At 68.3% G+C, this 25,277-nt stretch carries 23 protein-coding genes; 12 read left to right on the forward strand and 11 right to left on the reverse strand.

Annotated elements, in window-relative coordinates; genetic code table 11:
- Nucleotides 1-6: 6 nt before the first annotated feature.
- Nucleotides 7-837 carry a DUF72 domain-containing protein gene (locus EV652_RS33860; RefSeq protein WP_132213373.1) on the forward strand — a complete coding sequence of 277 codons (831 nt, stop codon included), beginning with the start codon at nt 7-9 and terminating at the stop codon, nt 835-837.
- A gap of 31 nt (nt 838-868) precedes the next feature.
- Nucleotides 869-1,333: a hypothetical protein gene (locus EV652_RS33865; RefSeq protein ID WP_199238555.1), complete on the forward strand. Its 465-nt coding sequence runs from the start codon at nt 869-871 to the stop codon at nt 1,331-1,333.
- On the opposite strand, the gene EV652_RS33870 is transcribed toward EV652_RS33865, so the two are convergent.
- On the reverse strand, nt 1,311-1,811 hold the full coding sequence (locus EV652_RS33870; RefSeq protein ID WP_132213374.1) for a methylated-DNA--[protein]-cysteine S-methyltransferase: 501 nt from the start codon (nt 1,809-1,811) through the stop codon (nt 1,311-1,313). The genes EV652_RS33865 and EV652_RS33870 overlap by 23 nt on opposite strands.
- Nucleotides 1,812-1,848: 37 nt before the next feature.
- Nucleotides 1,849-2,688 (reverse strand): carbon-nitrogen hydrolase family protein, encoded by an 840-nt coding sequence (locus EV652_RS33875; protein WP_199238556.1) that lies wholly within the window; start codon nt 2,686-2,688, stop codon nt 1,849-1,851.
- Nucleotides 2,689-3,173: 485 nt separating this feature from the next.
- Between EV652_RS33875 and fgd the strand changes: the two genes are divergently transcribed.
- Nucleotides 3,174-4,178, forward strand: coding sequence for a glucose-6-phosphate dehydrogenase (coenzyme-F420) (gene fgd, locus EV652_RS33880; RefSeq protein WP_199238557.1), 1,005 nt, complete (start codon nt 3,174-3,176; stop codon nt 4,176-4,178).
- Here fgd and EV652_RS33885 read toward each other — a convergent pair.
- The gene (locus EV652_RS33885) at nt 4,175-4,939 is read right to left on the reverse strand and encodes an IclR family transcriptional regulator (protein WP_132213377.1); all 765 of its coding nucleotides are present in this window, start codon (nt 4,937-4,939) and stop codon (nt 4,175-4,177) included. The genes fgd and EV652_RS33885 overlap by 4 nt on opposite strands.
- A 135-nt stretch (nt 4,940-5,074) precedes the next feature.
- On the opposite strand from EV652_RS33885, the gene EV652_RS33890 reads away from it, so the two are divergent.
- The 6 genes from EV652_RS33890 (at nt 5,075) to EV652_RS33915 (ending at nt 10,072) form a co-directional block, all read left to right on the forward strand.
- A complete protein-coding gene (locus EV652_RS33890) occupies nt 5,075-6,286 on the forward strand; it encodes a DUF6986 family protein (RefSeq protein ID WP_132213378.1) in 1,212 nt (403 codons plus the stop codon).
- A 24-nt stretch (nt 6,287-6,310) separates the two neighbouring features.
- A complete protein-coding gene (locus tag EV652_RS33895) occupies nt 6,311-6,778 on the forward strand; it encodes a helix-turn-helix domain-containing protein (protein ID WP_132213379.1) in 468 nt (155 codons plus the stop codon).
- Nucleotides 6,779-6,868: 90 nt separating this feature from the next.
- Nucleotides 6,869-7,360 (forward strand): 2-oxo-4-hydroxy-4-carboxy-5-ureidoimidazoline decarboxylase, encoded by a 492-nt coding sequence (gene uraD, locus EV652_RS33900; RefSeq protein WP_132213380.1) that lies wholly within the window; start codon nt 6,869-6,871, stop codon nt 7,358-7,360.
- Complete coding sequence (uraH, locus tag EV652_RS33905) at nt 7,357-7,689, forward strand: hydroxyisourate hydrolase (protein WP_132213381.1); 333 nt, start codon at nt 7,357-7,359, stop codon at nt 7,687-7,689. Before uraD (EV652_RS33900) ends, uraH begins: the two co-directional genes overlap by 4 nt.
- A 3-nt stretch (nt 7,690-7,692) precedes the next feature.
- Entirely contained in the window at nt 7,693-8,598 is a 906-nt protein-coding gene (pucL, locus tag EV652_RS33910; RefSeq protein WP_132213382.1) for a factor-independent urate hydroxylase, read from the forward strand.
- Between the two features lie 112 nt (nt 8,599-8,710).
- The gene (locus tag EV652_RS33915; RefSeq protein WP_132213383.1) at nt 8,711-10,072 is read left to right on the forward strand and encodes an 8-oxoguanine deaminase; all 1,362 of its coding nucleotides are present in this window, start codon (nt 8,711-8,713) and stop codon (nt 10,070-10,072) included.
- Between the two features lie 89 nt (nt 10,073-10,161).
- Here the strand turns inward: EV652_RS33915 and EV652_RS33920 are convergent, their stop codons facing one another.
- The 8 genes from EV652_RS33920 to EV652_RS33955 form a co-directional block, all read right to left on the reverse strand.
- Nucleotides 10,162-11,127, reverse strand: a complete 966-nt coding sequence (locus EV652_RS33920; protein ID WP_158441374.1) for a phosphotransferase — start codon at nt 11,125-11,127, stop codon at nt 10,162-10,164.
- A gap of 103 nt (nt 11,128-11,230) precedes the next feature.
- The gene (locus EV652_RS33925; RefSeq protein WP_132213385.1) at nt 11,231-11,419 is read right to left on the reverse strand and encodes a hypothetical protein; all 189 of its coding nucleotides are present in this window, start codon (nt 11,417-11,419) and stop codon (nt 11,231-11,233) included.
- A gap of 586 nt (nt 11,420-12,005) precedes the next feature.
- Nucleotides 12,006-13,286: a guanine deaminase gene (gene guaD, locus EV652_RS33930; RefSeq protein ID WP_132213386.1), complete on the reverse strand. Its 1,281-nt coding sequence runs from the start codon at nt 13,284-13,286 to the stop codon at nt 12,006-12,008.
- Nucleotides 13,283-14,131, reverse strand: coding sequence for a xanthine dehydrogenase accessory protein XdhC (gene xdhC / locus EV652_RS33935; protein WP_242002165.1), 849 nt, complete (start codon nt 14,129-14,131; stop codon nt 13,283-13,285). The genes guaD and xdhC overlap by 4 nt, the downstream gene beginning before the upstream one ends.
- Complete coding sequence (gene xdhB / locus EV652_RS33940) at nt 14,128-16,491, reverse strand: xanthine dehydrogenase molybdopterin binding subunit (protein WP_132213387.1); 2,364 nt, start codon at nt 16,489-16,491, stop codon at nt 14,128-14,130. The genes xdhC and xdhB overlap by 4 nt, the downstream gene beginning before the upstream one ends.
- Nucleotides 16,488-17,930 carry a xanthine dehydrogenase small subunit gene (locus tag EV652_RS33945; RefSeq protein WP_132213388.1) on the reverse strand — a complete coding sequence of 481 codons (1,443 nt, stop codon included), beginning with the start codon at nt 17,928-17,930 and terminating at the stop codon, nt 16,488-16,490. Before EV652_RS33945 ends, xdhB begins: the two co-directional genes overlap by 4 nt.
- The gene (uraD, locus tag EV652_RS33950) at nt 17,927-19,852 is read right to left on the reverse strand and encodes a 2-oxo-4-hydroxy-4-carboxy-5-ureidoimidazoline decarboxylase (protein WP_132213389.1); all 1,926 of its coding nucleotides are present in this window, start codon (nt 19,850-19,852) and stop codon (nt 17,927-17,929) included. The genes EV652_RS33945 and uraD (EV652_RS33950) overlap by 4 nt, the downstream gene beginning before the upstream one ends.
- Before the next feature lie 155 nt (nt 19,853-20,007).
- Nucleotides 20,008-21,540 carry a PucR family transcriptional regulator gene (locus EV652_RS33955; RefSeq protein ID WP_158441376.1) on the reverse strand — a complete coding sequence of 511 codons (1,533 nt, stop codon included), beginning with the start codon at nt 21,538-21,540 and terminating at the stop codon, nt 20,008-20,010.
- Nucleotides 21,541-21,715: 175 nt separating this feature from the next.
- Between EV652_RS33955 and EV652_RS33960 the strand changes: the two genes are divergently transcribed.
- Genes EV652_RS33960 through gcl form a run of 3 tightly spaced genes read left to right on the forward strand, consistent with a single transcriptional unit; the run spans nt 21,716 to nt 25,224 of the window.
- Nucleotides 21,716-22,528, forward strand: a complete 813-nt coding sequence (locus tag EV652_RS33960) for a hydroxypyruvate isomerase family protein (protein WP_132213391.1) — start codon at nt 21,716-21,718, stop codon at nt 22,526-22,528.
- Nucleotides 22,529-22,549: 21 nt separating this feature from the next.
- Complete coding sequence (locus tag EV652_RS33965) at nt 22,550-23,449, forward strand: 2-hydroxy-3-oxopropionate reductase (protein WP_132213392.1); 900 nt, start codon at nt 22,550-22,552, stop codon at nt 23,447-23,449.
- Nucleotides 23,449-25,224, forward strand: coding sequence for a glyoxylate carboligase (gene gcl / locus EV652_RS33970; RefSeq protein ID WP_132213393.1), 1,776 nt, complete (start codon nt 23,449-23,451; stop codon nt 25,222-25,224). Before EV652_RS33965 ends, gcl begins: the two co-directional genes overlap by 1 nt.
- Nucleotides 25,225-25,277 lie beyond the last annotated feature (53 nt).

Genomic DNA, 25,277 nt, shown 5'->3' on the forward strand with positions numbered 1-25,277 from the left:
CGAGGTGTGAAGCGTTGGTCGGACGGTTCTTACCGGGTGGGGATTTCGGGGTGGCGGTATCCGCCCTGGCGGAAGGTGTATTACCCAGAGGGGCTGCCGCAGCGGGCTGAGTTGGAGTACGTCTCCCGGCGACTGAACTCGATCGAGTTGAATGGCTCGTTCTACTCGCTGCAACGCCCGTCGTCGTACCAGCGCTGGTACGACGAGACGCCGGACGGGTTCGTGTTCTCGGTCAAGGGGCCACGTTTCGTCACGCATATGAAGAAGCTCGCCGACGTGGACGCGCCGCTGGCCAATTTCTTCGCCTCCGGTGTGCTTGCGCTAGGCAACAAACTCGGCCCGGTGCTGTGGCAACTCCCGCCCACGCTCGGGTACGACGCCGAGCGGTGCGCGAACTTCTTCGACTCGCTGCCACGGACCACCGCAGCGGCCGCAGAAGTGGCCAGGGGTCACGACGAGCGGATGGAGGGCAGGGCGTTACTGGAGTGCGCGGTCGACATTCCGCTCAAGCATGCGATCGAAGTTCGCCATACCAGCTTCGAGAACAAGGAGTTCGTCGAGCTGTTGCGTGAGCACGACATCGCGCTGGTCTGTGCGGACACGGCCGGCAAGTGGCCGATGTTCGACGATGTCACCTCCGACTTCGTCTACGTCCGGCTGCACGGCGCCGACGAGCTCTACGTCAGCGGGTACGACGACGAGGCCCTCGACCACTGGGCCGCGAAGATCCGGGCCTGGAACCACAAATCGTTCATCTACTTCGACAATGACGCCAAAGTCCGCGCTCCCTTCGATGCGGAAGGGCTCGCGCGGCGCCTGAAGATCACTTCGGCCTGAACCGAAGTTTCCCGGCCTTAGCGTGAGCCGCATGACCGAGAACCCTGGAGAACTGGTGGAGCAGGCGGTCGAGCGCTCGCTCCTACTGATCGAGACCTGGCCGGCCTGGGACGGGCAGCCGCTCACGTCCGACGACGGCCGGATCTACACCCCGCACAAGGCGGTCCGCCGGATCGCGGATCACATCATCGACCACCTCGCCGAGGTCGAGGCACTGCTGGCCGGCGTCCCGACCCAGCCGGACGAGTGGCACGCGAGTGCACTCACCGCTCCGGCGGACCTTGCGCCGTTCACCGTGGACGACGCGAAGGAGGCCGAGCAACGGCTGCGACGGCTCGGCCGGACCTTCGCGCTGCGGTACGCCGCGGTCGATCCGGCCGAGTGGGACAAGGACCGCAGTCCCAACTGGACCCTCCGTCAGATCGCGGAGCACCTGACCGAGTCCGAGTGGTACGCCGACCAGGTCGGCAGCCTCAGAAGAGCCGAGCAGCCTTGACCTCGGCGGGTTCCTCCAGGTCCAGCAGGAACTGCTTCCGCTTGAGCCCACCGGCGTACCCGGTCAGGCTGCCGTTCTTCCCGACCACGCGGTGACACGGGACGACGATCGACAGGGGGTTCTGACCGACCGCCTTCCCGACTGCCTGCGCGGTCTCGCCGAGTCGTTCCGCGATCTCGCCGTACGACGTCGTCCCGCCGTACGGGATGTCCTCGAGCAGTGACCACACGCGGCGCTGGAACATGTCGCCGCGCAGGACGGTCGGGAGATCGAAGGAGGACCGCTCGCCGGCCAGGTACTCGTCCAGCTGGCGGCTCGCCTCGGCAATGACCGGGTCGCTGGCTGCGACCCGGTCACCGAGTGCTTCCGGCGCCGGCTTCACCCAGTGGTGCGGGAAGTAGACGCCGGCCAATGCGTTGTCGGAGGCGACCAGGGTGAGGTCCCCGATCCGGGTGCTGACGATCGCGTGCCTGTTCATACCAATGGAACGGATCCGCACCCGGACGTGTGAGGCCTCAGGAGCTGATGCGTTCCCGGGTCCGGCTCCGGAACTCCCGGCCGACCGTGGTCACCTCGGCATGGTGCAGGTCGGTCACCGCGATGCCCGGCGTCTTGTCCGCCGGGCCCGCGGCCACCAGCTTGCCGCGCGGATCGATCAGGCCCGACTCCAGGCCGCCGTCCGGATTCGCCGGGACGGCCAGACTGATCCAGTAGGTGTTGTTCACGGCGGTGCCGCGGGCCTGGACCTCGATGTGCTCGTGCCCCGAGACGCCGGCGGTCGAGTACGACACCAGTACGCCGTCGACGTCCAGCCGGTCGTACTCGGTGAACAACTCCGGGAACAGCACGTCCAGCCCGAGCGCGAGGCCGAACCGGTAGCCGTCGACCTCGAAGGTCACCGGCTCCTTCCCCGGGGCGTACATCCAGGTGATCTTCGTGGTCGACAGCGTGCGTTCGTCGTACCGCGTGACCACCTTTCCCTGGTCGGAAACGACGTACATGCTGTTGTGCGGACGGCTCGGTGTCGGCAGTTGATGCACCGAGGGAATCACCGTCCAGATCCCCAGCTCACGCGACAGCGCGGCGATCCGGTCCAACTCGTCCTGGAGCACCGCCCACTCGGCCTTGCTCCAGTCGGACGGGCCGATCTCGTCCGGGCCGAGCTCGGACATGACGCGCTTGCTGGGGAAGCAGATCGCGCCCTCGGTGAAGTGCACCAGGCGGGCACCCGCGTCGGCGGCCTGCTGCATCAGTCTGCGGACCTCCGCGCCGCTGTCGCGCAGCGCGGTGGCATCGGTCGGGTCTTCGCGAACGGTCGACTGGGCGACGGCGATTCGCAGGGTGTTTTCCGGCATGTCTTCTCCTGTCAGGGACTGACTCGGGGTCGGACGGAAGTGCCGGAGGGCAGCCGTGTAGGACTCGCCCGTTTTGGCGGCGCGGGCTCGAACCCGTCGCTTGAAGTTCCTGTGCGCTGTCATCTGGCCTTCCACGCACTCGCACGCGATCCCCCCAGCGATCCCGTCCGAGGCGGCTGACCAGGACGAGCGACCCGAGACAGGAAGTCCCTTTGCCTCTTGCAACGAGACCGAGCTGGGGCCGGTCAACAGAGGTGGGGCGCAGGTCACGCCGAGCCCACATCTTTCCGGACTGCGATTGCCATCGTCAAGCAGGACCTAACGACAGGAGGTGTGGGGTCCTGAGCGCGGTTTCGGGTGGACCGTACGCCTGCGAGGCGCCGCCGACGCGGGACACCTCCTGTCGTTCGGTCCCCCGGGGCATAACCGCTGGGAGGATGGGGTTGTCTGTGAGGACCGAAGCAGAGGATGGACGGGAGCAGAGGGTGAGCATTCGAGTCGGGTACAAAGCGTCGGCGGAGCAGTTCGGACCGCGGGACCTGGTGGAGTACTCCGTCCGGGCCGAGGAGCTCGGGCTCGACAGTGTGACCGTGTCGGACCACTTTCTGCCGTGGCGGCACGAGGGCGGCCACGCGCCGTTCGCGCTCGCCTGGCTGGCGGCGGTCGGGGAGCGGACCAACCGGGTGCTGCTGGGGACGTCGGTGCTCACGCCGACCTTCCGGTACAACCCGGCGGTGATCGCCCAGGCGTTCGCCACCCTGGGGGTGCTGTACCCGGACCGGGTGATGCTCGGGGTCGGCACCGGTGAGGCGCTGAACGAGATCGCCGTGTCCGGGCGGGAGTGGCCCGAGTTCAAGGAGCGGTTCGCCCGGCTGCGGGAGTCGGTGCAGCTGATCCGCGACCTGTGGACGAAGGAGGGCGTCAGCTCCGAGGGCCCGTACTACCCGACCGTCGACGCGTTCATCTACGACCGGCCGGAGACCCCGCTCAAGGTGTACGTCGCCGCCGGCGGACCGCTCGTGGCCAGGTACGCCGGCCGCGCGGGCGACGGCTTCATCGCGACGTCCGGTAAGGGCATGGACCTCTACACCGAGAAGCTGATCCCCGCCGTGAAGGAGGGCGCGGAGAAGGCCGGCAAGAAGTTCGAGGACCTGGACCGGATGCTCGAGGTCAAGGTCTCCTACGACCGCGACCCGGAGCAGGCGCTGGAGAACACCCGGTTCTGGGCGCCGCTGTCGCTGACGCCGGAGCAGAAGCACAGCGTGACCAGTGCGACCGAGATGGAGCGGCTGGCCGACGAGCTGCCGATCGAGCAGGTCGCCCAGCGCTGGATCGTCGCGTCCGACCCGGAAGAGGTCGTCAAGCAACTCCGGCCGTACCTGGACGCCGGCTTCAACCACTTCGTCGTCCACGGCCCGGGCAACGACCAGGAGCGGTTCCTGACCCAGTTCACCGAGGACGTCCTCCCGCTGCTCCGGAAGCTGAGCTAGCGCAGATCCTCCGAGAAGGCCTTGCCGGCCTGGGTGAGCAGCGGGACCGCGCGTTCGACGAGTTCCTCTGACATCCGGCCGGCCGGCCCGGAGATTGAGATCGCCAGCCGGGACGGTGCGTCGGGCACCGCGACGGCAACACAACGGACGCCGAGCTCCTGCTCGCCCTCGTCGGTGGCGTAGCCGTGCTCCTCGGCGTTGCGCAGCTGAGCCGTGAACGCGTCCGGGTCGGTGATGGTGTTGTCGGTGTGCTTCGGCATACCGGTGCGGTGCAGCAGTTCGCGCACTTCGGCCTCCGGCAGTTTCGCGAGGATCGCCTTGCCGACGGCGGTGCAGTGCGGTAGCACCCGGCGACCCACCTCGGTGAACATCCGCATCGAGTGCCGGGACTGGACCTGCGCGAGGTACACGATCTGGTCGCCGTCGAGCATCGCCATGTTGGCCGATTCGCCCAGCTCGTCGACCAGCCTGGTCAGATGCGGACGAGCCCAGACGCTCAGCATGTGCGAGGAACTCTCGCCGAGCCGGATCAGCCGCGGGCCGAGAACGTACTGCCGGGACGGCTCCTGGCGCAGGTAGCCGAGGTCGACCAGGGTGCGGACCAGCCGGTGGATCGTCGGCAGCGGCAGACCTGAGGCCGTGGCCAGCTGGGACAGGCCCATCATCCCGCCCGCGTCGGCCATCGTCTCGAGCAGCCCGAAGGCCCGCTCGATCGACTGAACGCTGCCGGACCGGCCCTTGCCCTCGCTCTTCTCCGCCACTGAGCACCCACTCTTCTCGGCACTTTCCGGATCACGGAAGTTTAGCGCCAGATAGCGGACATTGCTTCTTCCGCACAGTAGATATTACTATCCGCGATACGGAAACTGCCGTCAAGATGAACGAGGTGTGCTCTCATGACTCACGTGGACGATCTCGCCGGCGAACTGGATCGGCTGCTCGCCGCGGCCGATGCTGAGCTGGCCGCGCTGTACCCGGGTGATCGCGGCGTCCGGCAACCCGTGCACACCGTCTACGTGCCCGCCGACCGGTTCCACGCCGGGACCGTGCAGGAGTGGGCCGACGACGCCAAAGCCGGGGACCCGACGGAGGCACTCGACCTGCCGCCCGAGCTCTACGAACGGGTCCGGGCCAAACTCGACCGTGAGCCGATCGAGGACCTGCGCATCGACTTCGAGGACGGCTACGGCACCAGGCCCGACGAGCAGGAGGACGCCGCCGCGATCGACGCGGCCCGTGCGCTGGCGAAGACCGTCAGCGATGGCACCGCGGCGCCGTACCACGGGCTTCGGATCAAGTCCCTCGAGGCGCCGAGCCGCCGGCGCGGGCTGCGCACGCTCGACCTCTTCCTCCGCGAGTTCTCTGGTGCCCTGACCGACGGCTTCGTGATCACGCTGCCCAAGGTCACGTCGGTCGAGCAGGTCGAGGCGATGCTGCTCGTTCTGTCGACGATCGAGAAAGCGCACGCACTACCCGCCGAGTCGCTGAAGTTCGAGATCCAGATCGAGACACCGCAGGCGATCCTCGGTCCCGATGGCAGTGCTCTGGTCGCACGGATGATCCACGCCGGTGGTGGTCGGGTCACGGGTCTGCACTACGGCACCTATGACTACTCGGCTTCGCTCGGTGTCGCGGCGGCGTACCAGAGCATGGATCACCCGGTCGCCGATCACGCCAAGGACGTCATGCAGCTGGCCGCGGCGGGCACCGGCGTGTTCGTCTCCGACGGTTCGACGAACGTTCTTCCGATTGGCGATCGCGAGGCTGTGCACGCCGCCTGGCGACTGCACTTCGGTCTGGTCCGACGATCGCTTGCCCGCGGCATCTATCAGGGCTGGGACATGCATCCGGCCCAGCTCCCGACCCGGTACGCCGCGACGTACCTCTTCTACCGCGAGGGTCTGGAGACTGCCGGTGCTCGGCTGCGCGCGTACGTCGGCGGAGGCAACTCCGGCTACCTGGACGAGCCCGCAACGGCCGCTGCGCTGGCGAGCTACGTACTACGCGGGCTGGAGTGTGGCGCTGTCGACCCGGCTGAGGTCGACAGGCTGATCGGTGTGGACACCGCGGGACTGGCGAAGTTGGCTCGGCGACCAGTGCGGTCGTGACCGCGTCCGGGCTAGCCTCGCGACATGCGACTGGTAGCGGAGTTCACCACTGAGCCCTTCGATGTCGACGGGCAGGTGCCTGCCCATGCGACCCAGGCGCTGGAGGCTGCTCAGGCGGCAGGACTCGACTGCGAGTTCGGACCGTTGGGCACGTCGGTCCGCGGTGAACAAGAGCAGTTGCTGCCGGCGCTGACCGGCGTACTGGAGGCCGCCTTCGCGAACGGTGCCAGCCAGGTCACCCTGCAGGTACGGCGTGATGGCGTCAGACTGCCGCGCAGCGGTGGCGGCGGGGTGAATGCGCTGCTGGCGGAGGTTGCCGCGGAGCTCGGCGGACCGTTGAGTGGATTGTCCAGGGGTGACAAGCAGCGGGCTGTCCTGCTGCTCGAGGCCAAGGGAGCGTTCGAGTATCGCAAGTCGGCGGAGATCGTGGCGGAGGCCCTCGGCGTCACCCGCTTCACCGTCTACAACTACCTGAACAGGGCGCGCGACTGAGAAATTCAACAAACTGTTGACGCAGTGCTTGGGTGCGTGCCACTCTCGTCATACGGAAATTTGATTTCGTCATTCGAGAAGGTGTGATCCGTGGATCTGCAGGAGTTCAACTCCGCTCCGGACGACCGGCTGCGCCCGCTGCTGGCCGCCTGCTGCGACGTCCCCCGCTGGGTCGACGGCATCCTCGCCGGCCGCCCGTACGGCGATGTCGAGGCGCTGACCCAGACAGCGGACAAGGTCTCGCGGGAGCTCGACGCCAGTGAAGTCGAGCGGGCTCTGGCCGCCCACCCGCGGATCGGCGACCGGGCTTCCGGCGCCGGCACCGAGGCGGCCTGGTCGCGCAACGAGCAGTCCGGGGTCGGCGACGACCCCGAGGTCCGCGCGGCGCTCGCGGCCGGCAATCGCGAGTACGAGGAGCGGTTCGGCCGCGTCTTCCTGATCTGCGCGACCGGCCTGTCGGCGCAGGAGATGCTGACGAGCCTGCGCCAACGACTGACACATGACGAGCTCGCCGAGGCGGCCGTCGTCCAGGAAGAACTCCGGAAGATCGCACTCCTTCGGCTGGCAAAGGTTGTCTCATGAGCTCTGTAAGCACACACGTTCTCGACACCGGGGTCGGGCAGCCCGCCGCTGGTGTGCCGGTTCGGCTGTCCAGGATCACCGACGGCCGGGACGACGTACTCGTCGGATCCGGTACGACGGATGCCGACGGCCGGATCACCGACTTCGAACCGGGGCTCCAGCCTGGGAAGTATCAGCTGTGGTTCGACATCGCCACCTACGCGGAGGCGTCCGGCCAGAGCATCTTCTTCCCTGAGGTCACCGTGACCTTCACGATCTCCGACGAGCGGCACCACCACGTCCCGCTGCTGCTCAGCCCGTTCGCCTATTCCACCTATCGAGGGAGCTGACCCATGGCCATCCACCTGGGCGCCAACCAGTACGGCAAGGCCGAGAGCCGGGTCGTTCGCATCTACCGTGACTCGCCGCGCCACCAGATCCGCGACCTGAACGTCTCGTCCGCCCTGCGCGGACACTTCGAGGACGCGCACACCACTGGCGACCAGAGCGAGGTCCTGCCGACCGACACCCAGAAGAACACCGCGTTCGCCTTCGCCAAGGAGAAGGGCGTCGGCGCGATCGAGGACTACGCGCTGACGCTCGGCGGTCACTTCATCGACTCCGCCGCGGCCGCCGAGGGCGCCCGGGTCGAGGTCGAGGAGTACACCTGGGAGCGGATCCCGGTCGACGGCGAGGGGCACGACCACTCGTTCGTCCGGGCCGGCAGCGGCGTCCGTACGACGGTGGTCAACGTCGAGGGCCGTGGTGACGAGCGGAGGGCGTACGTCGTCTCCGGCATCCGCGACCTGGTCGTGCTCAAGTCCACCGGGTCGGAGTTCCACGGCTTCCTCAAGGACAAGTACACGACGCTGCCGGAGACGAACGACCGCATCCTCGCGACGTCGCTGGTCGCCCGGTGGCGCTACGACCACACCGAGGTCGACTGGGACAAGTCGTACGACGAGATCAAGACGCTGCTGCTGGAGCAGTTCGCCAAGATCCACAGCCTCGCGCTGCAGCAGACCCTGTACGGGATGGGTGAAGCGGTGCTCGAGCGGCACCCCGAGGTCGCGGAGATCAAGTTCTCGGCGCCGAACAAGCACCACTTCCTGGTCGACCTGAGCCCGTTCGGGCTGGAGAATCCGAACGAGGTGTTCATCGCCGCGGACCGCCCGTACGGCCTGATCGAGGCGACCGTCGTCCGCGATGACGCCTCTGACGCCGGCAGCGCGTGGCACGCCGTACCAGGCTTCGTGTAGGAACCTCCAACTGCAGGGTGATGGACCGGCTGAAGTTCGTGTTCGCTGCCGGTGACGGCGGCTCGGTGGCCGAGTTGACTGACCTCACATCCCCGTGTGGACAGGACATTCAATGAGTACAGAGCCGATCGTCATCGACGGAGCGACCGTGGTCACCCTCGACCGGGAGCGACGCGAACTTGCCACCGGTCACGTGGTTGCTAAAGGCAACCGCATCGTCGCTGTCGGTGCCGGGCCAGCACCGGCATACGACGGTGCCCGCGTGATCGACGGTCGTGGCTGTCTGGTCACGCCGGGGTTCGTCAACACGCACCAGCACCTCTACCAGTGGGCGACCCGCGGTCTCGCCGTCGATGCGACCCTGTTCGGATGGCTGACCACGCTCTACCCGGTGTGGGCGGGTATCGACGACGAGTCCGTCCACGTGGCCGCACAAGCCGCGTTGGCCCAGCTCGCGCGCACCGGTTGCACGACCGCGGCCGATCACCACTACGTCTTTCCCCGGGACAGCAAGGACGTGCTCGAGGCCGAGATCCTCGCCGCCTCACAGGTCGGGATGCGGTTCCACCCGGCGCGCGGATCGATGGATCTCGGCCAGAAGGACGGCGGGCTGCCGCCGGACTCGGTGGTCGAGGACCGCGACGAGATCCTGGCCGCGACCGAGGCCGCGATCAACCGCTGGCACGATCCCAGCCCGGACTCGATGCTGCAGATCGTGGTCGCACCCTGCTCACCGTTCAGCGTCACCGGCGAACTCATGCGCGACGCCGCCGAACTGGCCCGCCGCAAGGGCGTCCGGATGCACACCCACCTGGCCGAGACCACCGACGAATCCGATTACTGCCGCGAACACTTCGGCTCCACGCCATTGGAGTACGCCGCTGAACTCGGCTGGACGGGGTCGGACGTGTGGTTCGCGCACGGCATCCACTTCGACGACTCCGAGATCCAGCAGTTGGGTCAGTCGGGAACCGGCGTCGCACACTGCCCGAGCTCCAACGCCCGTCTCGGTGCCGGGATCGCGCGGGCCGCAGACCTGCGGGCTGCCGGTAGCCCGGTCGGTCTCGGCGTGGATGGTGCCGCGAGCAACGAAGCCGCGAGCCTGATCGAGGAGATGCGCCACGCGCTGCTGTTCGCCCGTGCACGTGGCGGCCCCGAGGCGATGGACGTCCGCACCGCGCTGGACATGGCGACCCTCGACGGCGCTCGCATCCTGGGCCGCGAGAACGAGATCGGCTCGCTGGAGGTGGGCAAGCTCGCCGACCTCGCCGTCTGGCGCCTAGACACCCTCGCCCACGCCGGCATCGCCGACCCGGTCGCCGCATTGGTCCTCGGTACGCCGCCGCCACTCGAACTCCTCCTGGTCAACGGTCGCCCAATCGTCGAGCACGACAGGGTCATCACCGTCGACGAGTCGGACCTCGCGCTCCAGGTAACCAAGGTCCAGAAACACCTACTCGCCAAGGCCGGCTGAGCACCCTCGCAACCGACGACGCCACTCACCTACGCCGAGGTCACCGAGGTTCGACGCCGGCGAGCGGCGGCGCGCCGCTCCCGGCGAAGTCAGCCGAGGCAGGAGGCGGCGAGGTGGCGGAGGTGGGTGACGACTTGTGGGAAGGACTGGAGGTCCTGGCTTGTGAGGGCAGCCAGGTCCTGACCTTCCATCCAGCCTGGTGCGGGCTCCTTGCCGACTTGAACGTCCAGCTGTTCGGCGAGGTGGCACAGCCGGAGCGAGACCTTGCGGAGAAAGAGGTCGTCGCCGATCGGGGCCAGTACACCGCCCGAGTCGACGTACTCCTGAAGAATGCGGGAGATCCGGTCCGGGTCGTCACCGCCGAAACTCGCCGCAGCACGGCCGATCTCCAGAGTGGCACTCTCACACGCCACGCTCTCCCAGTCGATCAGCACGGGGCCCTCGGACGAGACCAGGACGTTGTACGGCTCGAGGTCGCCGTGGCTCCGTACCTGGTCGCCGGCTGCGTCGAAGGCGGCCTTGATCGCCTGGCCCAGTTCGTCGAAGAAGCCGACCTGTCGACGGAGAGCATCAGCCCACTGCTTGCCCTGGCTCCGGCCAAGCAGTGCCCACTCCTCCCAGCGATCGCGCGGGAAGACTCCCCACCAACGCCATTCGGGCTGCTCGTCGGTCAGCGGCATGAGCCGGTGTAAAGCCGCAACGACCCGGCCGAGCCATGGCGCCACGTCGTCGGCATCAGTGAGCGTGCGGTGGTCGATCCAGTCGTACAGGCGAATGGTGCCGAAGTCGTCCACCCGGGCTGCGTACCCGAAGACGGGGTCCCGCGGTTCGATCGGCCGTGCGATTGGCAGGCCCTGCGAGAGTGCGGCCGACTCCAGCGCCATGCCTTGCTCGATGCGCGTCCACCACGGCGGGTCTTCGAGGCCCCACAGCCGCTTGACGAGATAGTCGGCCGAGCCTGTCCGAAGACGCCAGGTCTCGAAGCTGGTGTGCTGGACCGGCGTCAGAGACTCGATCGGTCGTCCGAGCCCGAAGGCCTTGGCAATGGATTCCACCCGAGGCATTCTCCCGGGCGCCTTGAGCGGACGGACGGCCGGTCGACCGCCTAGTTGCTTATGGCAACGCGGCGGTCACCCGACCGTGGCGTGTCCGGAAAGACTATCCGCGGCCGCCGTCGCGCCCAGAAGCCTTCTTTGTTTCCGGTGAGTCCCAGCGGCCGCCTTTGTCCTCGACGTTCTTTGCCGCCTTGAGGTGGCCGGTTTCTTTGAGCTTTGCGACGACCTTGGGGTGGGCTTCCATCAGCTCCATCGCCTTCTTCATCGCCGCGTCGTCTTTTTTCTTGCTCAACTCAGCTCCTGTGCAAGTTCGAGGTGAGGCCGTGCGCGACCTCGTGGTTTACGTTGCGAGATCTTCGCATCGTGTCGGGTCACCACATGTGTCTCGCAGTGGCAGCATCGGTTGCTGCCTCGGCTCGCCGACCTGACCTCTGACGACTACTTCTGGCAGCTGGTTCCCGGCCGTTGGAGATCAGCCGGCGGGAAGCGACCTCGGGGCCGACGTCACTCGAGGCGGGAGATTCCCTGGGACTTCGGTGAAGCATCAGCATCCGCGTTGCGCTGCCGCGGGACGTCGTTCGCCCCGCGGCCACCAGGGGCTTCACAGGACCTAGTGCCGCATCCAGAAACGTTGGGGTTGTCATCGGTCGGATTGGTGCAGTTCGACAGGAGGTGTCCGGCGATCGAGCCCGCGTACCGGGTGGGCTCAGGCTTGGAATGGCTGGCAGCAGGTGCATACGTCCTGTCGAACTGCACGAGGCGGTGACAACCAAACCACACCGCCGCACTGAACGGCATCGTGGTCGACCCACCACAGTGGGTGCTCCAGACGGGTCGGTGGGAGGTCGGTGACGACCCCAACGTTCGTTGACGCGGCACTAGTTGTGGAGGAGTTCGCCGTCGATCCAGACTGCGTGGACGTCGGCGGGGGTGCCTAGGGTGAAGATTCGGGCTAGGGCTTCTTCGGCGTCGTCGGCGTGTTCGACGCCTACGGCCAGGGGGGAGCCGTCGGCTGGGCGGAGGAGTTGGGCGTCGAAGCGTTTGCCGACGCTGAGGTCGCCGACCTCGGGTAACCCCAGCGCATCCGCGCCGGCAGCGGTCGCCAGGTAGAGGAGGTGGGCGGCGCTGAGCGCACAGCCTTGGTCGCCGATCAGCTGCTGGCAGAAGTAGGCCTGCAGGCCCTCCTTCAGCAGGGAGAACCCCGTGCCGGCGCCAACGTCTGACCCGAGCGCGACGCGTACGCCGTACTGGAGGTGCCGTGACAGCGGGAAGAGCCCACTGCCCAGTGCCGCGTTGCTCGTCGGGCAATGGGCTACGGCCGCACCACCCTCGGCGAGCATCTTGAGCTCCACGTCGGTCGGGTGCACGTTGTGCGCGAGCACGCTCCGCCGGTCGACCAGTCCGTGCTTCTCGTACGTGCTCACGTAGTCGCTGCCGCCGAACAGTTCGGCCACGGCGGCGATCTCGGCCTCGTTCTCGTTGACGTGCGAGGTGAAGAGCGAGCCGGGGATCTCGTCCAGCACAGTGCGGCAGGTCGCGAGGAGGTCGTCAGTGCACGAGAGCGAGAAGCGTGGCGTCACGGCGTACCGATTGCGGCCGACGCCGTGCCAGCGCTTCGCCAGGGCGTGCGACTCGGTGTATGCCCGCTCCGGTGTGGTGAGCAGGTCCTCCCGCAGGAGCCGGTCGCTGACGACCAGACCGCTGGTGATCCGCAGACCGACGCCTGAGGCCGCGGAGAACAGCACATCCACCGCGTCGGCGTAGTGAGCCCCGAACACCAGCGCACTCGTGGTGCCCGCCGCCGCTAGCCCGCGGACGAACTCGGCTGCGACCCCCGCCGCGTAGCCGGTGTCGGCCATCTTCGCCTCTTCGGGGAGCGCGTAGCGGTCGAGCCACTCCAACAGAGGAAGGCCGAGACCGCCGACCGCCCGGATCTGCGGGAAGTGCACGTGGGTGTCGACGAACCCGGGCAGCACCAGGCCACCGGACAGGTCGACGATGCCCTCGGCCGGATGCGCCCGCCGTACGTCGCCGAAGGGGCCACGGGCAACGATCACGCCGTCCCTGACCAGCAATCCTGCGTCGGCGTCGACCCGCAGGCCGCCGCCGGTGAACGGATTGTCCGGGGTGTCGAGGAACGTTCCTCGGTAGATCGTCATGCTTTCGCCTCACGGTGGGCCGGCGTGGGGCGACGCTCGGCAGTGAACAGTTGGAGCAGCCAGGCGGCCACGCTGACCGCGATGGTGGCCGGCTCCTTGCCGGTCAATTCGGTCAGTCCGATCGGTGTGGTGATCCTGGCGATCGCCTCCTCGGAGTTGCCGTCCTCGGCGAGCTTGCGGCGGAACCGCGCCCATTTGGCCCGCGAGCCGATCAGCCCGATCGTGGCCAGTTGCTCGTTCCGCAGCGCGGCGTCGCACAACGCGGCGTCCTCGGCATGGTCATGTGTCATCACCAACGCATGAGTGCCCGGCGGCAGTTCGGCCACGACCAGCTCCGGCAACACCGGCACGTGATGCACGTGCACCCGCGCCACGGCGTCGTCGAGAACCTTCAGTCGCTCGGTTTCCAGCTGGTCGGGCCGCGAGTCGATCAGATGCAGCTCGATGTCGTGCCGGGCCAGGATCCGCGCGAGCTCGAGACCGACATGCCCGACCCCGAAGATCGCCACCGCCGGGACCACCGGCAGCGGCTCGAGCAGCAGCTTCACCTCGCCGCCACAGCACTGAACTCCATGCTGGTACGGCGCTTTGTCCGACAACGCGACCTCGATGACCTCGGGCTCGCCTACGCCGGTCTCGATCATCGCGCGGGACCGCTCGACCGCCAGAGCCTCCAAGTTGCCGCCGCCGACCGTGGCCCAGGTCCCCTCTGCGGCGACCACCATCTTCGCGCCCGCCTCGCGCGGTGCATGCCCGCGAACGGACATCACCGTCACCAGGACGCCGGGCCGCCGCTGCTCGCGGAGACGCTCGACCGCCTTCATCCATTCCATCTCGGTCGTCACACCCCACTCGGCTCGAGCCGCTCCACGAGGACCGACGACCGGGCCTGGTCCAGTGCCCAGTAGACGGCCTCAGGCGTAGCGGGTGAGGCCAGCTCGACGCTGGTCCCGGCCGGGCCGAACGCCGCGGCGGCCTGCCGCAACGCTTCGCGCACGGAGAACGCCAGCATCAGCGGCGGTTCGCCAACAGCCTTGGAGCCGTAGACGGCGCCGTCCTCGTGAGCCTTCTCCAGCAACTGGACGTTGAAGACCTCGGGCATCTCCGAGAAGCTCGGCAGCTTGTAGGTACTCGCGGCCTGCGTCGCGAGGCGGCCTCGATGAGGTCCGTCGCTCTCGTCCCAGCGCAGGTCTTCGAGTGTCAGCCAGCCGGTGCCCTGCACGAAGCCGCCCTCGATCTGGCCGATGTCGATCAGCGGGCTGAGGCTGTCGCCGACGTCGTGGACGATGTCGACCCGGCGCAACGTGTAGGCGCCGGTGAAGCCGTCCACCTCGACTTCGGCGGCAGCAACGCCGTACGCGAAGTACTTGAACGGTTCGCCGCGCATCGCGTTGGCGTCCCAGTGCAGGCCTTCGGTGCGGTAGAAGCCGGCCGCCCACAGCTGGACGCGCTGGTGGTAGGCGTCGTCGACGAGTTCCTCCCAGCGCAGGCTGTCGCCGTCGAAGGTCAGTCCGTGGGCGATGCCCTCGGTGAACCGTACGTCGCGCGGGCTGATGCCGAGGCGGCCGCCGGCGACCTGTTGGAGGCGCTCCCGGATCTGTTCACAGGCGTTCTTGATCGCCGCGCCGTTCAGGTCGGCGCCGGACGAAGCCGCGGTGGCCGAGGTGTTCGGCACCTTGTCGGTGCGGGTCGGGGCCAGCCGGACGCGAGCCAGCGGGAGCCCGAGCGTGGTGGCGGCGACCTGCAGCATCTTCGTGTGCAGGCCCTGACCCATCTCGGTGCCGCCGTGGTTGATCAGCACCGAGCCGTCCTTGTAGACGTGCACCAGCGCACCGGCCTGGTTGAAGGCGGTGAGGTTGAACGAGATGCCGAACTTCACCGGCGTCATCGCCAGCGCGCGCTTGCGGTGCGGGTGCTCCGCGTTGAACCGCTCGATCTCCGCTCGCCGTCGTACGACGTCGCCGTTGTCCGACACCTGGCTCCAGCAGGACTCCAGCCGGTCAGCGTGCCGCACTGGTTGCCCGTACGGCGTGGTGTCGTTCAACCGGTAGAGATTGCGGCGACGCAGCTCGCTTCCGTCGTACCCGAGCAGAGGTGCGCAGCGGCCGAGCACGTCCTCGACGACGATCATGCCCTGCGGGCCGCCGAAGCCCCGGAAGGCCGTCTGGGACGTCTTGTTCGTCTTGGCGATCCGGCCGTCGACGCGGACGTTGGGGATCCAGTAGCTGTTGTCGATGTGGCACATCGCCCGCGCGAGCACCGGCTCGGACAGGTCGAGACTCCAGCCGCCGTCGGCAGTGAGGGTGGCGTCGAGCGCGACCAGGTGGCCGTCATCGTCGAAGCCGGCCCGCCACTCGCTGTGGAACCCGTGCCGCTTGCCGGACATCGTGATGTCCTGCGTGCGGTTGAGCCGCAGACGCACTGGCCGGCCGGTCAGCGTCGCCCCCAGTGCGGCGATCGCGGCGAACCCGTGCGGCTGCATCTCCTTGCCTCCGAAACCCCCTCCCATCCGGAGACATTGCACGGTCACCTCGTGGCTGGGTACGCCGAGAACGTGGGCGACGATCTCCTGCGTCTCCGACGGGTGCTGCGTACTGCTCTGGACGAAGATCTGACCGCCCTCGTCGACCAGGGCCACTGAGGCATGGGTCTCGAGGTAGAAGTGCTCCTGGCCGGCGAACTCGAACTCGCCCTCGAACACGTGCGCCGCCGTGGCGAGCGAATCCTCGACGTCACCACGCACCAGGTGCCGCCCGGTCCCCTGGAAGCTGCCCGCGTCGATGGCCTCGCGAACCGTCACCAGCGACTCGAGTGGCTCGTACTCGACCTCGACGGCCAACGCACCGAGACGCGCGGCCTCCAGCGTCTCACCGAGCACCCAGCAGATCGCGTGTCCGTGGAACATCGCCTCGGTCGGGAACAACGGCTCGTCGTGCTTCACGCCGGCGTCGTTCACCCCGGGTACGTCGTCGCCCGTGAGAACCCGGACCACGCCAGGGACGTCGTACGCCGGCTTCACCCGAAGATCCGTGATCCGGGCGTGGGTGTGCGGCGACTGGACCGGCCAGGCGTGCAGGACATCGCGGGTGCGGACGACGAGGTCGTCGGTGTAGAGCGCCTTGCCGGTGACATGCAACGCGGCGCTCTCATGCGGAAGCGGCAGACCGACCACGGCCTGCTGCGGACGTTCGGACAGCGAGCTCATGCGTCCACTCCTTCCGAGTAGAACCGGAGCAGCGACTGGCCGAGCATCGCCGAGCGGTACGACGCACTCGCCCGGTGGTCGTCCATCGGCGTACCCTCGGCCGCCATCACCGCAGCCGCCTCACGGACGGTCCGCTCGGTCCATGGCCGGCCGATCAGCGCCTGCTCAGTAGCCACGGCACGCAGCGGTGTGGCGGCTACACCACCGAGTCCGATCCTTGCTCGTCGAACGACGCCGTCCTCGACATCGACGGCGTACCCGATGGCAACACTCGAGATGTCGTCGAAGCGCCGCTTGGCGATCTTGTGGAACGCGGTCAGCGGCTCGAGCGGCAGCGGTACGACGATGGTCCGGATCAGCTCGTCGGCGGCCTTCAGGGTCTCCCGGTAGCCGGTGAAGTAGTCCGCGAGTGGCACGACCCGCTCGCCGCGGCGGGACGCCAGGACGAGCGAGGCGTCCAGAGCCAACAATGCGGGCGGGGCGTCACCGATCGGCGACGCGGTTCCGAGGTTGCCGCCGATGGTCGCGCCGTTGCGGATCAGGCGGGACGCGAACTGCGGGAACATCTGTGCCAGCAGGGGCACACGTCCCGCGAGCAGCCGCTCGATCTCGCTCAGCGTCAGTGCGGCACCGATGCGAACCTCGTCCGGCCCGAAGGTGAACTCGCGCAGCTCGTCCAGCCGGTCCACCGCGACGATCAGCGGCGCCCGGACACCGCGGATGTTCACCTCGACGCCGACATCGGTCGACCCGGCAACAATCTGCGCCTCGGGGCTCTCGGCAAGCAGTTCGAGTACGTCGGCCAGGCTGGCCGGCCGGTGGAACTCCGCTCCGTCGACCGCGATCGCGGTGGCTGCCGGCGGAGGTGGTGGCGCGGACCTGCGGGCTGCCAGGGCGTCGTCAACCGCCGGTTCACCCAGCGCGTACGCTGCGTCCCGGATCGGGCGGTACCCCGTACACCGGCACAGGTTTCCGCTCAGCGAGTGCAGGTCGAAGCCGTTCGGGCCGTGCTCGTGGTCGCAGTGCCCGTTGGACGTCGTACGCGTAGAGCGGTAGAACTCGGCGGCCATGCTGCACACGAAGCCCGGAGTGCAGTAGCCACACTGCGATCCACCCCGGACGGCGATCTCCTGCTGAACCGGGTGCAGTTCGGCCGGTGAGCCCAGGCCCTCGGAGGTGATGACCTCCTGACCGTCCAGGGACCCGACTGGCAGCAGGCATGCGTTCACCGCGGTCCACTCGGTCGGGGCGTCGGTCCCGGGCCGCGCGACGAGCACGGAACACGCCCCGCACTCACCCTCGGCGCAGCCCTCCTTCGCTCCGGTCAGGCCACGGTCGCGGAGCCAGTCCAGCGCGTTCGTGTGGACGGTCACGTCACCGATGGTGATCTGCTCACCGTTGACCGTGATCGAGGGTGCCTGCGTTGTCGTCGTACTCATCGGCTACTGCTCCAGCGTGTTCTTGCACTATGGATCGGGTTGGCATCGGAAAGGAAGTCGTCGAACCGGTACCCAGCGATCTTGGCGATCTCCAGCAGCGCGGCGGCGTGCTCCTGGTTCTCGCAGTTGTCCAGCCGCTCCCGGCCCTGCTCGACGATCCGGTCGAAGGAGTCCGCGTCCCGGACCGAGATCACCAGCGGGAAGCCGAACCGCTCGCGGTACGCCTCGGTGATCGTGGCCAGTTCGTCACGGTCCGGTTCGGCCAGGAAGGTCAGGCCGTGGGCCGACTGGTCCCGCAGCGACGCCTCGCCACCGAGGCCGTCGGCGACGAACTGCGAGCCGAGCTGCGGGTAGGACTCGATCAGCTGGCGCTGCTCCTCGTGCGATCCGGAGAACAGAGCCTCCTGGAACGACCGGCGCAGGGCGTGGGTGTCGGTGAAGGGCCGCATCTCCCAGGCCCGCTCGACCATCCAGCGCGGACCCTGGAACAGGCCGGCGAAGGTCTCGACGAACTCGTCGCGGCTCATCTTGTTCACCTGGTCCAGCCGGATCGAGTCGCCCGGCTGGCCGGCCACCGCGGGACCGAAGTCCTTGCCCACGTGGTGGAAGAGGATGTTCAGCAGGATCGCGGTCAGGCTGCCCAGCGTGATGCCGCTGCCGAAGATGATCTCGGCCCAGCCCGGTACCGCCTGGGCGACCTGCGGCTGCGCGGTCACGTACATGGCCAGGCCGAGGCTGGTGGCCACGATGACCACGTTGCGGTGGTCGTGGAAGTCGACCTTGGCCAGGGTCTGGATCCCGACGACGGCCACGGTGGCGAACATCGCCAGGGCGGCGCCGCCCAGGACCGGGTGCGGGATGCCGGCCACGATGGCGCCGGCCTTGGGGATCAGGCCGAGCAGGATCATGATCGCGCCGGCCGCCGCCACCACCCACCGGCTCTTCACCCGGGTCAGCCGGACCAGGCCGACGTTCTCGGCGAAACACGTGTAGGGGAAGGAGTTGAAGACACCACCGATGGTGGTGGACAGTCCGTCGGCGCGCAGGGCCCGGGCGACGTCCTCGCGGCCGATCCGCTTCTCCACGATCTCGCCGGTCGCGAACACGTCACCGGTGGTCTCGACCGCGGTGATCAGCATGACCACGACCATCGAGATGATCGCCGCGATCGAGAACTGCGGCCAGCCGAAGTGGAACGGCGTCGTGACACCGACCCAGTCCGAGCCGCTGACCGCGCCGAAGTGGGCGTCCCCGAAGGCCCACGCGACCACGGTGCCAGCGACCAGGCCGACCAGGACGGCGATCGTGGCCATGAACCCCTTGAAGACCCGCTGGATCAGCACGATCAGCGCGAGTGTGCCGAGCGCGTAGGCCAGGTTCTTGCCGCTGGTCGGGTCGGACGTGGGACCGGCGCCGCCGGTCGCGTCCCCGGCCGCCACCGGCAGCAGCGCCAGACCGATGATCGTGATCACCGAGCCGGTCACGACCGGCGGGAAGAACCGGATCAGCCTGCTGAAGAACGGGGCCAGGAAGAAGGTGACCAGACCGGCGACGATCACCGCGCCGTAGATGACCAGCAGGCCGTCGGTCCCGCCGCCCGCAGCCAGGCCGATCGCGATCATCGGCGACACCGCGGTGAACGTCACACCCTGCAGCAGCGGCAGCCGGACCCCGACCTTCCAGAACCCGACCGACTGGATGATCGAGGCGATACCGCAGGTGAACAGGTCGGCGTTGATCAGGTGGATGAGTTGCTCGGTGCTGAGCCCGATCGAGTTCGCCAGCAGGATCGGTACGATCACTGCGCCGGCGTAGAACGCCAGGACGTGCTGGAAGCCGTAGACGGCGAGCTTGCCCGGGGGCAGGACCTCGTCGACGGGGTGACGGCTTGCGCGGCGGCTCGGCGTTCGCAGGATTGCCATGTTCGGCACCTTCCTCGGATGGGCTCGGGGGGCGCGGCGTTTAGTGATCTGCACGACAGCATCTGCTCACGCCGACCGCGTTTGCACCCCGTGAACCTCTGAAGATCACCCGCTCCGGCAGGCCTTGTTTTGTGTGATCACCCAAACCAGGCGGTTCAGAGCGACTTGAGAGCGAGGAACACGTCCACCCGGTCCTCGAGCCGGGACAGATCGCGTCCGGTCAGTTGCTCTATGCGTTCGATCCGGTAGCGAACCGTGTTGACATGCAGGTGTAAAGCCTCGGCTGCCCGCGACCACGAGCCGTCGCAGGCGAGGAACTCCTGCAACGTGGTGAGCAGGTCGCCATGGGTACGACGATCGTGCTCGAGCACCGGCCCGAGCACCCGATGGGTGTAGGTACGCCGTACGTCGTCCGGCACCGTGGCGAGCAGGAGCACGTGCGAGGCGACCTCTTCCGAGGTGACCACCGAGACCGGCGTAGTGGCGGCCCGAGCCACCCGGTGAGCGAACCGCGCCTCTTCGAGCGCTCCTGCCAACGCGTCGACGGAGGTCTCGCCACTGACACCGACCCCGAGCCTCGCCCGCACGAGCCCCGGCGAGAGCCGGCCAAAAGCCCTCCGCAGCTGGTCCGGCAGCCCGGGGACGAACGGCAACAACGCAACCAGGACACCGTCACGCCCCGGCGCTACCACCGCGGGCCCGACCGTGAGTGCGACGTCCTCGAGCAGCGTGATCGCGACCTCGCTCGGTCCGTCGTCCCGGAGTTCGGCCACCGCGACCACCATCGCCAGATCCGAGCGCGCACCCGCTTGCCGGAGCCGCGCAGCGACCTCGGCATGTGGAGCGCCGGTCTCGACTAGGGCCAGCGCGTCAGCCACCAGAGGTCGCAGCGCCATTCGCCCTTCGTCCCGGCGGGCCCGGTCCAGCGCGGCGATCGCGCACAGCTCATGCACCGCCTCGACATGGTCGCGGGACCACTCCGTGTGGTCGCCCTCGATGACCAGCACCCACGCGGTCAGCCGATTGCCCAGACCCGACCCGACCGGGAAGAGGCTGTACGGCGTACCGCCGGCATCCGCGAGCGCAGGGGTGCGATCCGCGGTCAGGAACCGGCGTGAGATCACGTCGAGGATCTCTTCGTCCAACTCGCCGGGCCCTGGTACGACGTGCCGCCCGGTCGGCGTGATCACGCGGCAGTCGTGCCCGATCTCGGCCGTGATGCGGTCCGCGAGTTCGTCGAGGCTCCGGCCGGACGCGATCGACGACAGCATCTGGCGCTGACGCACCAGGCTCGCGGACAGCCGGGCACCCCTGTCGACCGAGCCCGCGGCAGCGACGTACTCGGTCACATCCGCGAACGCCACCTCCGTGGGGACCTCGACGAGGGTGACGTGATGGCGGCGGCAGGCCTCGAGCAGGTCGACGGGGACGGTGCCGAGCAATGCCTTCCCGGCCAGGATCGTGGTGGCACCGCGTTTGGCCATCGAGGTCACGAAGGTCTCGCTGTCGGCTTCGCTGCGGCGCCAGACCAGACCGGTGAGGACCAGCTCGCCGCCGCTCAGGTAGCGGCCGGGTTCGAGCAGGTCGGTGGTGACCAGCCGGCCGATCGGACGCTCGAGTGCCTCGTCGGCCAGGTGCAGCAGGCGAAGCCCCAGTTCAGGCGCGTCGAGCAGCTCGGACAGCAGCACGGCGCACCTCCTTCGGCCGGCCTGCGATCGGCATGGTGACCGGTCCTCAGAGGAACGTACAACGCCCTGAGGTACGCCGGAACCACGACCCACCCTTGACGCCGTCCTGATCCCGCGCCTATCGTCCTTTCGCAGAACAGAAACTAACTTCCGCAATACGGAAAGTTGAGATGCCATGAGTAACCCGCTGCGCTACACGGTGAACTGCTCGCTGCTGTTCACCGAGTTGCCTCTGCTGGAGCGCCCGGCGGCCGCCCGGCGGGCCGGTTTCGGTGCCGTCGAGTTCTGGTGGCCGTTCGTCGAGGCGGTGCCGACGGACCGGCACGTCGACGCGTTCGCGACCACGATCGAGGACGCCGGAGTCCAGTTGACCGGCCTGAACTTCTTCGCCGGCGACATGCCCGGCGGCGACCGCGGCCTGGTGTCCTGGCCGAAACGGTCCGGCGAGTTCCGGGACAACATCGACGTCACCGTCGGCATCGGCGAGCGACTCGGTTGCCGGGCTTTCAACGCCCTCTACGGCAACCGGTCGGATGGCCACTCCGCGAGCGAGCAGGACGACCTCGCGGTCGAGAACCTCGCGCTCGCCGCTCAGGCCGCTGCCCGGATCGACGGCACTGTGCTGGTCGAGCCGGTCAGCGGTGCCGAGAGGTATCCGCTGCTGACCGCGGCCGACGTACTGGCCGTGATCGACCGGGTGCCGGCGTCGAACGTCGGGCTGCTCGCGGACCTCTACCACCTCGCGGTCAACGGCGACGACGTCGATCGGGTGATCGCGGAGCACACCGACCGCATCGCCCACGTGCAGATTGCCGACGCACCCGGTCGCAACGAGCCAGGCACCGGCACGCTCTCGCTCGACCGGCAGCTCACCGCCCTCGCCGCCAACGGCTACTCCGGCTGGATCGGCCTGGAGTACAAGCCGTCCACCACCACCGTCGACAGCTTCGGCTGGCTACCGCGCGGGCGTCGCGCCGTGGCCGGCTGAGACACCTTTGGAGATTCCGACATGACGAACATCGCCTTCATCGGCCTCGGCATCATGGGCAGCCCGATGGCCGTCCACCTGGCCGAAGCCGGTCACACCGTCGCCGGCCTCGACCGCACTCCCGAGCGCGGCGCTCCGCTGGTCGAGGCCGGCGGCCGCCTCGCGACCTCGGTCGCGGACGCGGTCAAGGGCGCCGACGTCATCTGCGTGATGGTGCCGGACTCGCCCGACGTCGAGGACGTGCTGGTCTCCGACGGCGGCGTCTTCCAGCACGCCGAGACCGGCTCGCTGATCATCGACTTCTCCAGCATCCGGCCGGATGTCACCCAGCAACTGGCCGAGCAGGCCCGGGCGCTCGGCTTCCGGGTGCTGGACGCTCCCGTCTCGGGCGGCGAGGCCGGCGCGAAGAACGCCGCGCTCTCGATCATGGTCGGCGGCGACGCCGACGACTTCGAGGCCGCCAAGCCGCTGTTCGACGTGGTCGGCAAGACCGTCGTCCACGTGGGACCGAGCGGCTCCGGCCAGACCGTCAAGGCGGCCAACCAGCTGATCGTTGCCGCCAACATCCAGGCGCTGTCCGAGGCAGTCATCTTCCTGGAGGCGTACGGCGTCGACACCAAGGCCGCCCTGGAGGTCCTCGGCGGCGGTCTGGCCGGCTCGACCGTGCTGAACCAGAAGAAGGAGAACATGCTCTCCCGCTCCTTCCAGCCGGGCTTCCGGATCGACCTGCACCACAAGGACATGGGCATCGTCACCGCCGCCGCTCGTGAGGCCGGGGTCGCCGTACCGCTGGGCTCGCTGGTCGCGCAACTGGTGGCCTCCGCTCGGGCCAACGGCGACGGCGGCCTCGACCACTCCGCGCTGCTGCGCGGCGTGGAGCGACTGTCCGGACTCGAGTCGTTGAGCGGGCAGGTCGGCTGATGGCCCGCATGCGCGCGGTCGACGCGGCAGTCCTGATCCTGGAGAAGGAAGGATCCACCCAGACCTTCGGGCTGCCCGGTGCCGCGATCAACCCCTTCTACAGCGCGATGAAGAAGCACGGCGGGATCAAGCACGTGCTGGCCCGTCACGTCGAGGGCGCCTCGCACATGGCTGAGGGTTACACCCGTGCGCGCGCCGGAAACATCGGCGTCTGCGTCGGTACGTCGGGACCGGCTGGAACCGACATGATCACCGGCCTGTACTCGGCCTCGGCCGACTCGATCCCGATCCTGTGCATCACCGGTCAGGCACCGGTGGCCAAGCTGCACAAGGAGGACTTCCAGGCCGTCGACATCTCGTCGATCGCCAAGCCGGTCGCGAAGTGGGCCGTCACGGTGATGGAGCCGGCCCAGGTGCCGGGGACGTTCCAGAAGGCCTTCCAGCTGATGCGCGAGGGCCGTCCGGGTCCCGTACTCATCGACCTGCCGGTGGACGTCCAGGTGGCCGAGATCGACTTCGACATCGAGACGTACGAGCCGCTGCCGGTCGCCAAGCCGGCCGCGACGCGAGCCCAGGCCGAGAAGGCGCTCACGCTGCTGAACGACGCCGAACGGCCGCTGATCGTGGCCGGCGGTGGCGTGGTCAACGCCGACGCGGCTGACGTGCTGGTCGAGTTCGCCGAGCTCGTCGGCGTACCGGTCGTCCCGACCCTGATGGGCTGGGGCGCGATCCCGGACGACCACCCGCTGACCGCCGGCATGGTTGGTCTGCAGACCTCACACCGGTACGGCAACGCCACGCTGCTGGCCTCGGACCTGGTGTTCGGCATCGGCAACCGCTGGGCCAACCGGCACACCGGCTCCGTCGAGACCTACACCAAGGACCGCAAGTTCATCCACGTCGACATCGAGCCGACCCAGATCGGCCGGGTCTTCGCGCCGGACTACGGCATCGCCTCCGACGCCGGCCTGGCGCTCGAGGTGTTCGTCGAGGTGGCGCGCGACTGGGCTGCCGCGGGTCGGCTGGCGGACCGTTCGGCGTGGGTGGCGGAGTGCCGCGAGCGCCGTACGAAGCTGCAGCGCAAGACGCACTTCGACAGTGTGCCGATCAAGCCGCAGCGCGTGTACGAGGAGATGAACCGGGCCTTCGGACCCGACACCCGCTACGTCAGCACCATCGGGTTGTCCCAGATCCAGGCGGCTCAGATGCTGCACGTGTACCGCCCGCGGCACTGGATCAACGCCGGCCAGGCCGGACCGCTCGGCTGGACCGTGCCCGCCACGCTGGGGGTTGCGGTGGCCGATCCGGAGAGCACCGTCGTCGCGCTGTCGGGTGACTACGACTTCCAGTTCCTGATCGAGGAACTGGCGGTGGGTGCGCAGTTCAACATCCCCTACATCCACGTCGTCGTGAACAACTCGTACCTGGGCCTGATCCGTCAGGCACAGCGCGGATTCGACATGGACTTCTGCGTGCAACTCTCGTTCGAGAACATCAACAGCCCCGAGGTCAACGGCTACGGCGTCGATCACGTCAAGGTCGCCGAAGGTCTCGGCTGCAAGGCGATCCGCGTCTCCGAGCCGGACGAGATCCTGCCGGCCCTGGAACAGGCCAAGAAGCTCATGGTCGAGTACCAGGTCCCGGTCGTGGTCGAAGTCATCCTCGAGCGCGTCACCAACGTCTCCATGGGTCTGGAGATCGACAACATCAACGAGTTCGAAGATCTGGCCGAGACTCCCGAAGACGCCCCGACCGCGATCGCCCCACTCCGCTGATGCAGGCTTCGTTTGTTCCCCCGCCCCGAGCGGAGCGAGGGGCGGGGTTTCGG

Origin of the sequence: Kribbella steppae (genome assembly GCF_004342025.1) — a bacterium.
GTDB lineage: Bacteria > Actinomycetota > Actinomycetes > Propionibacteriales > Kribbellaceae > Kribbella > Kribbella steppae.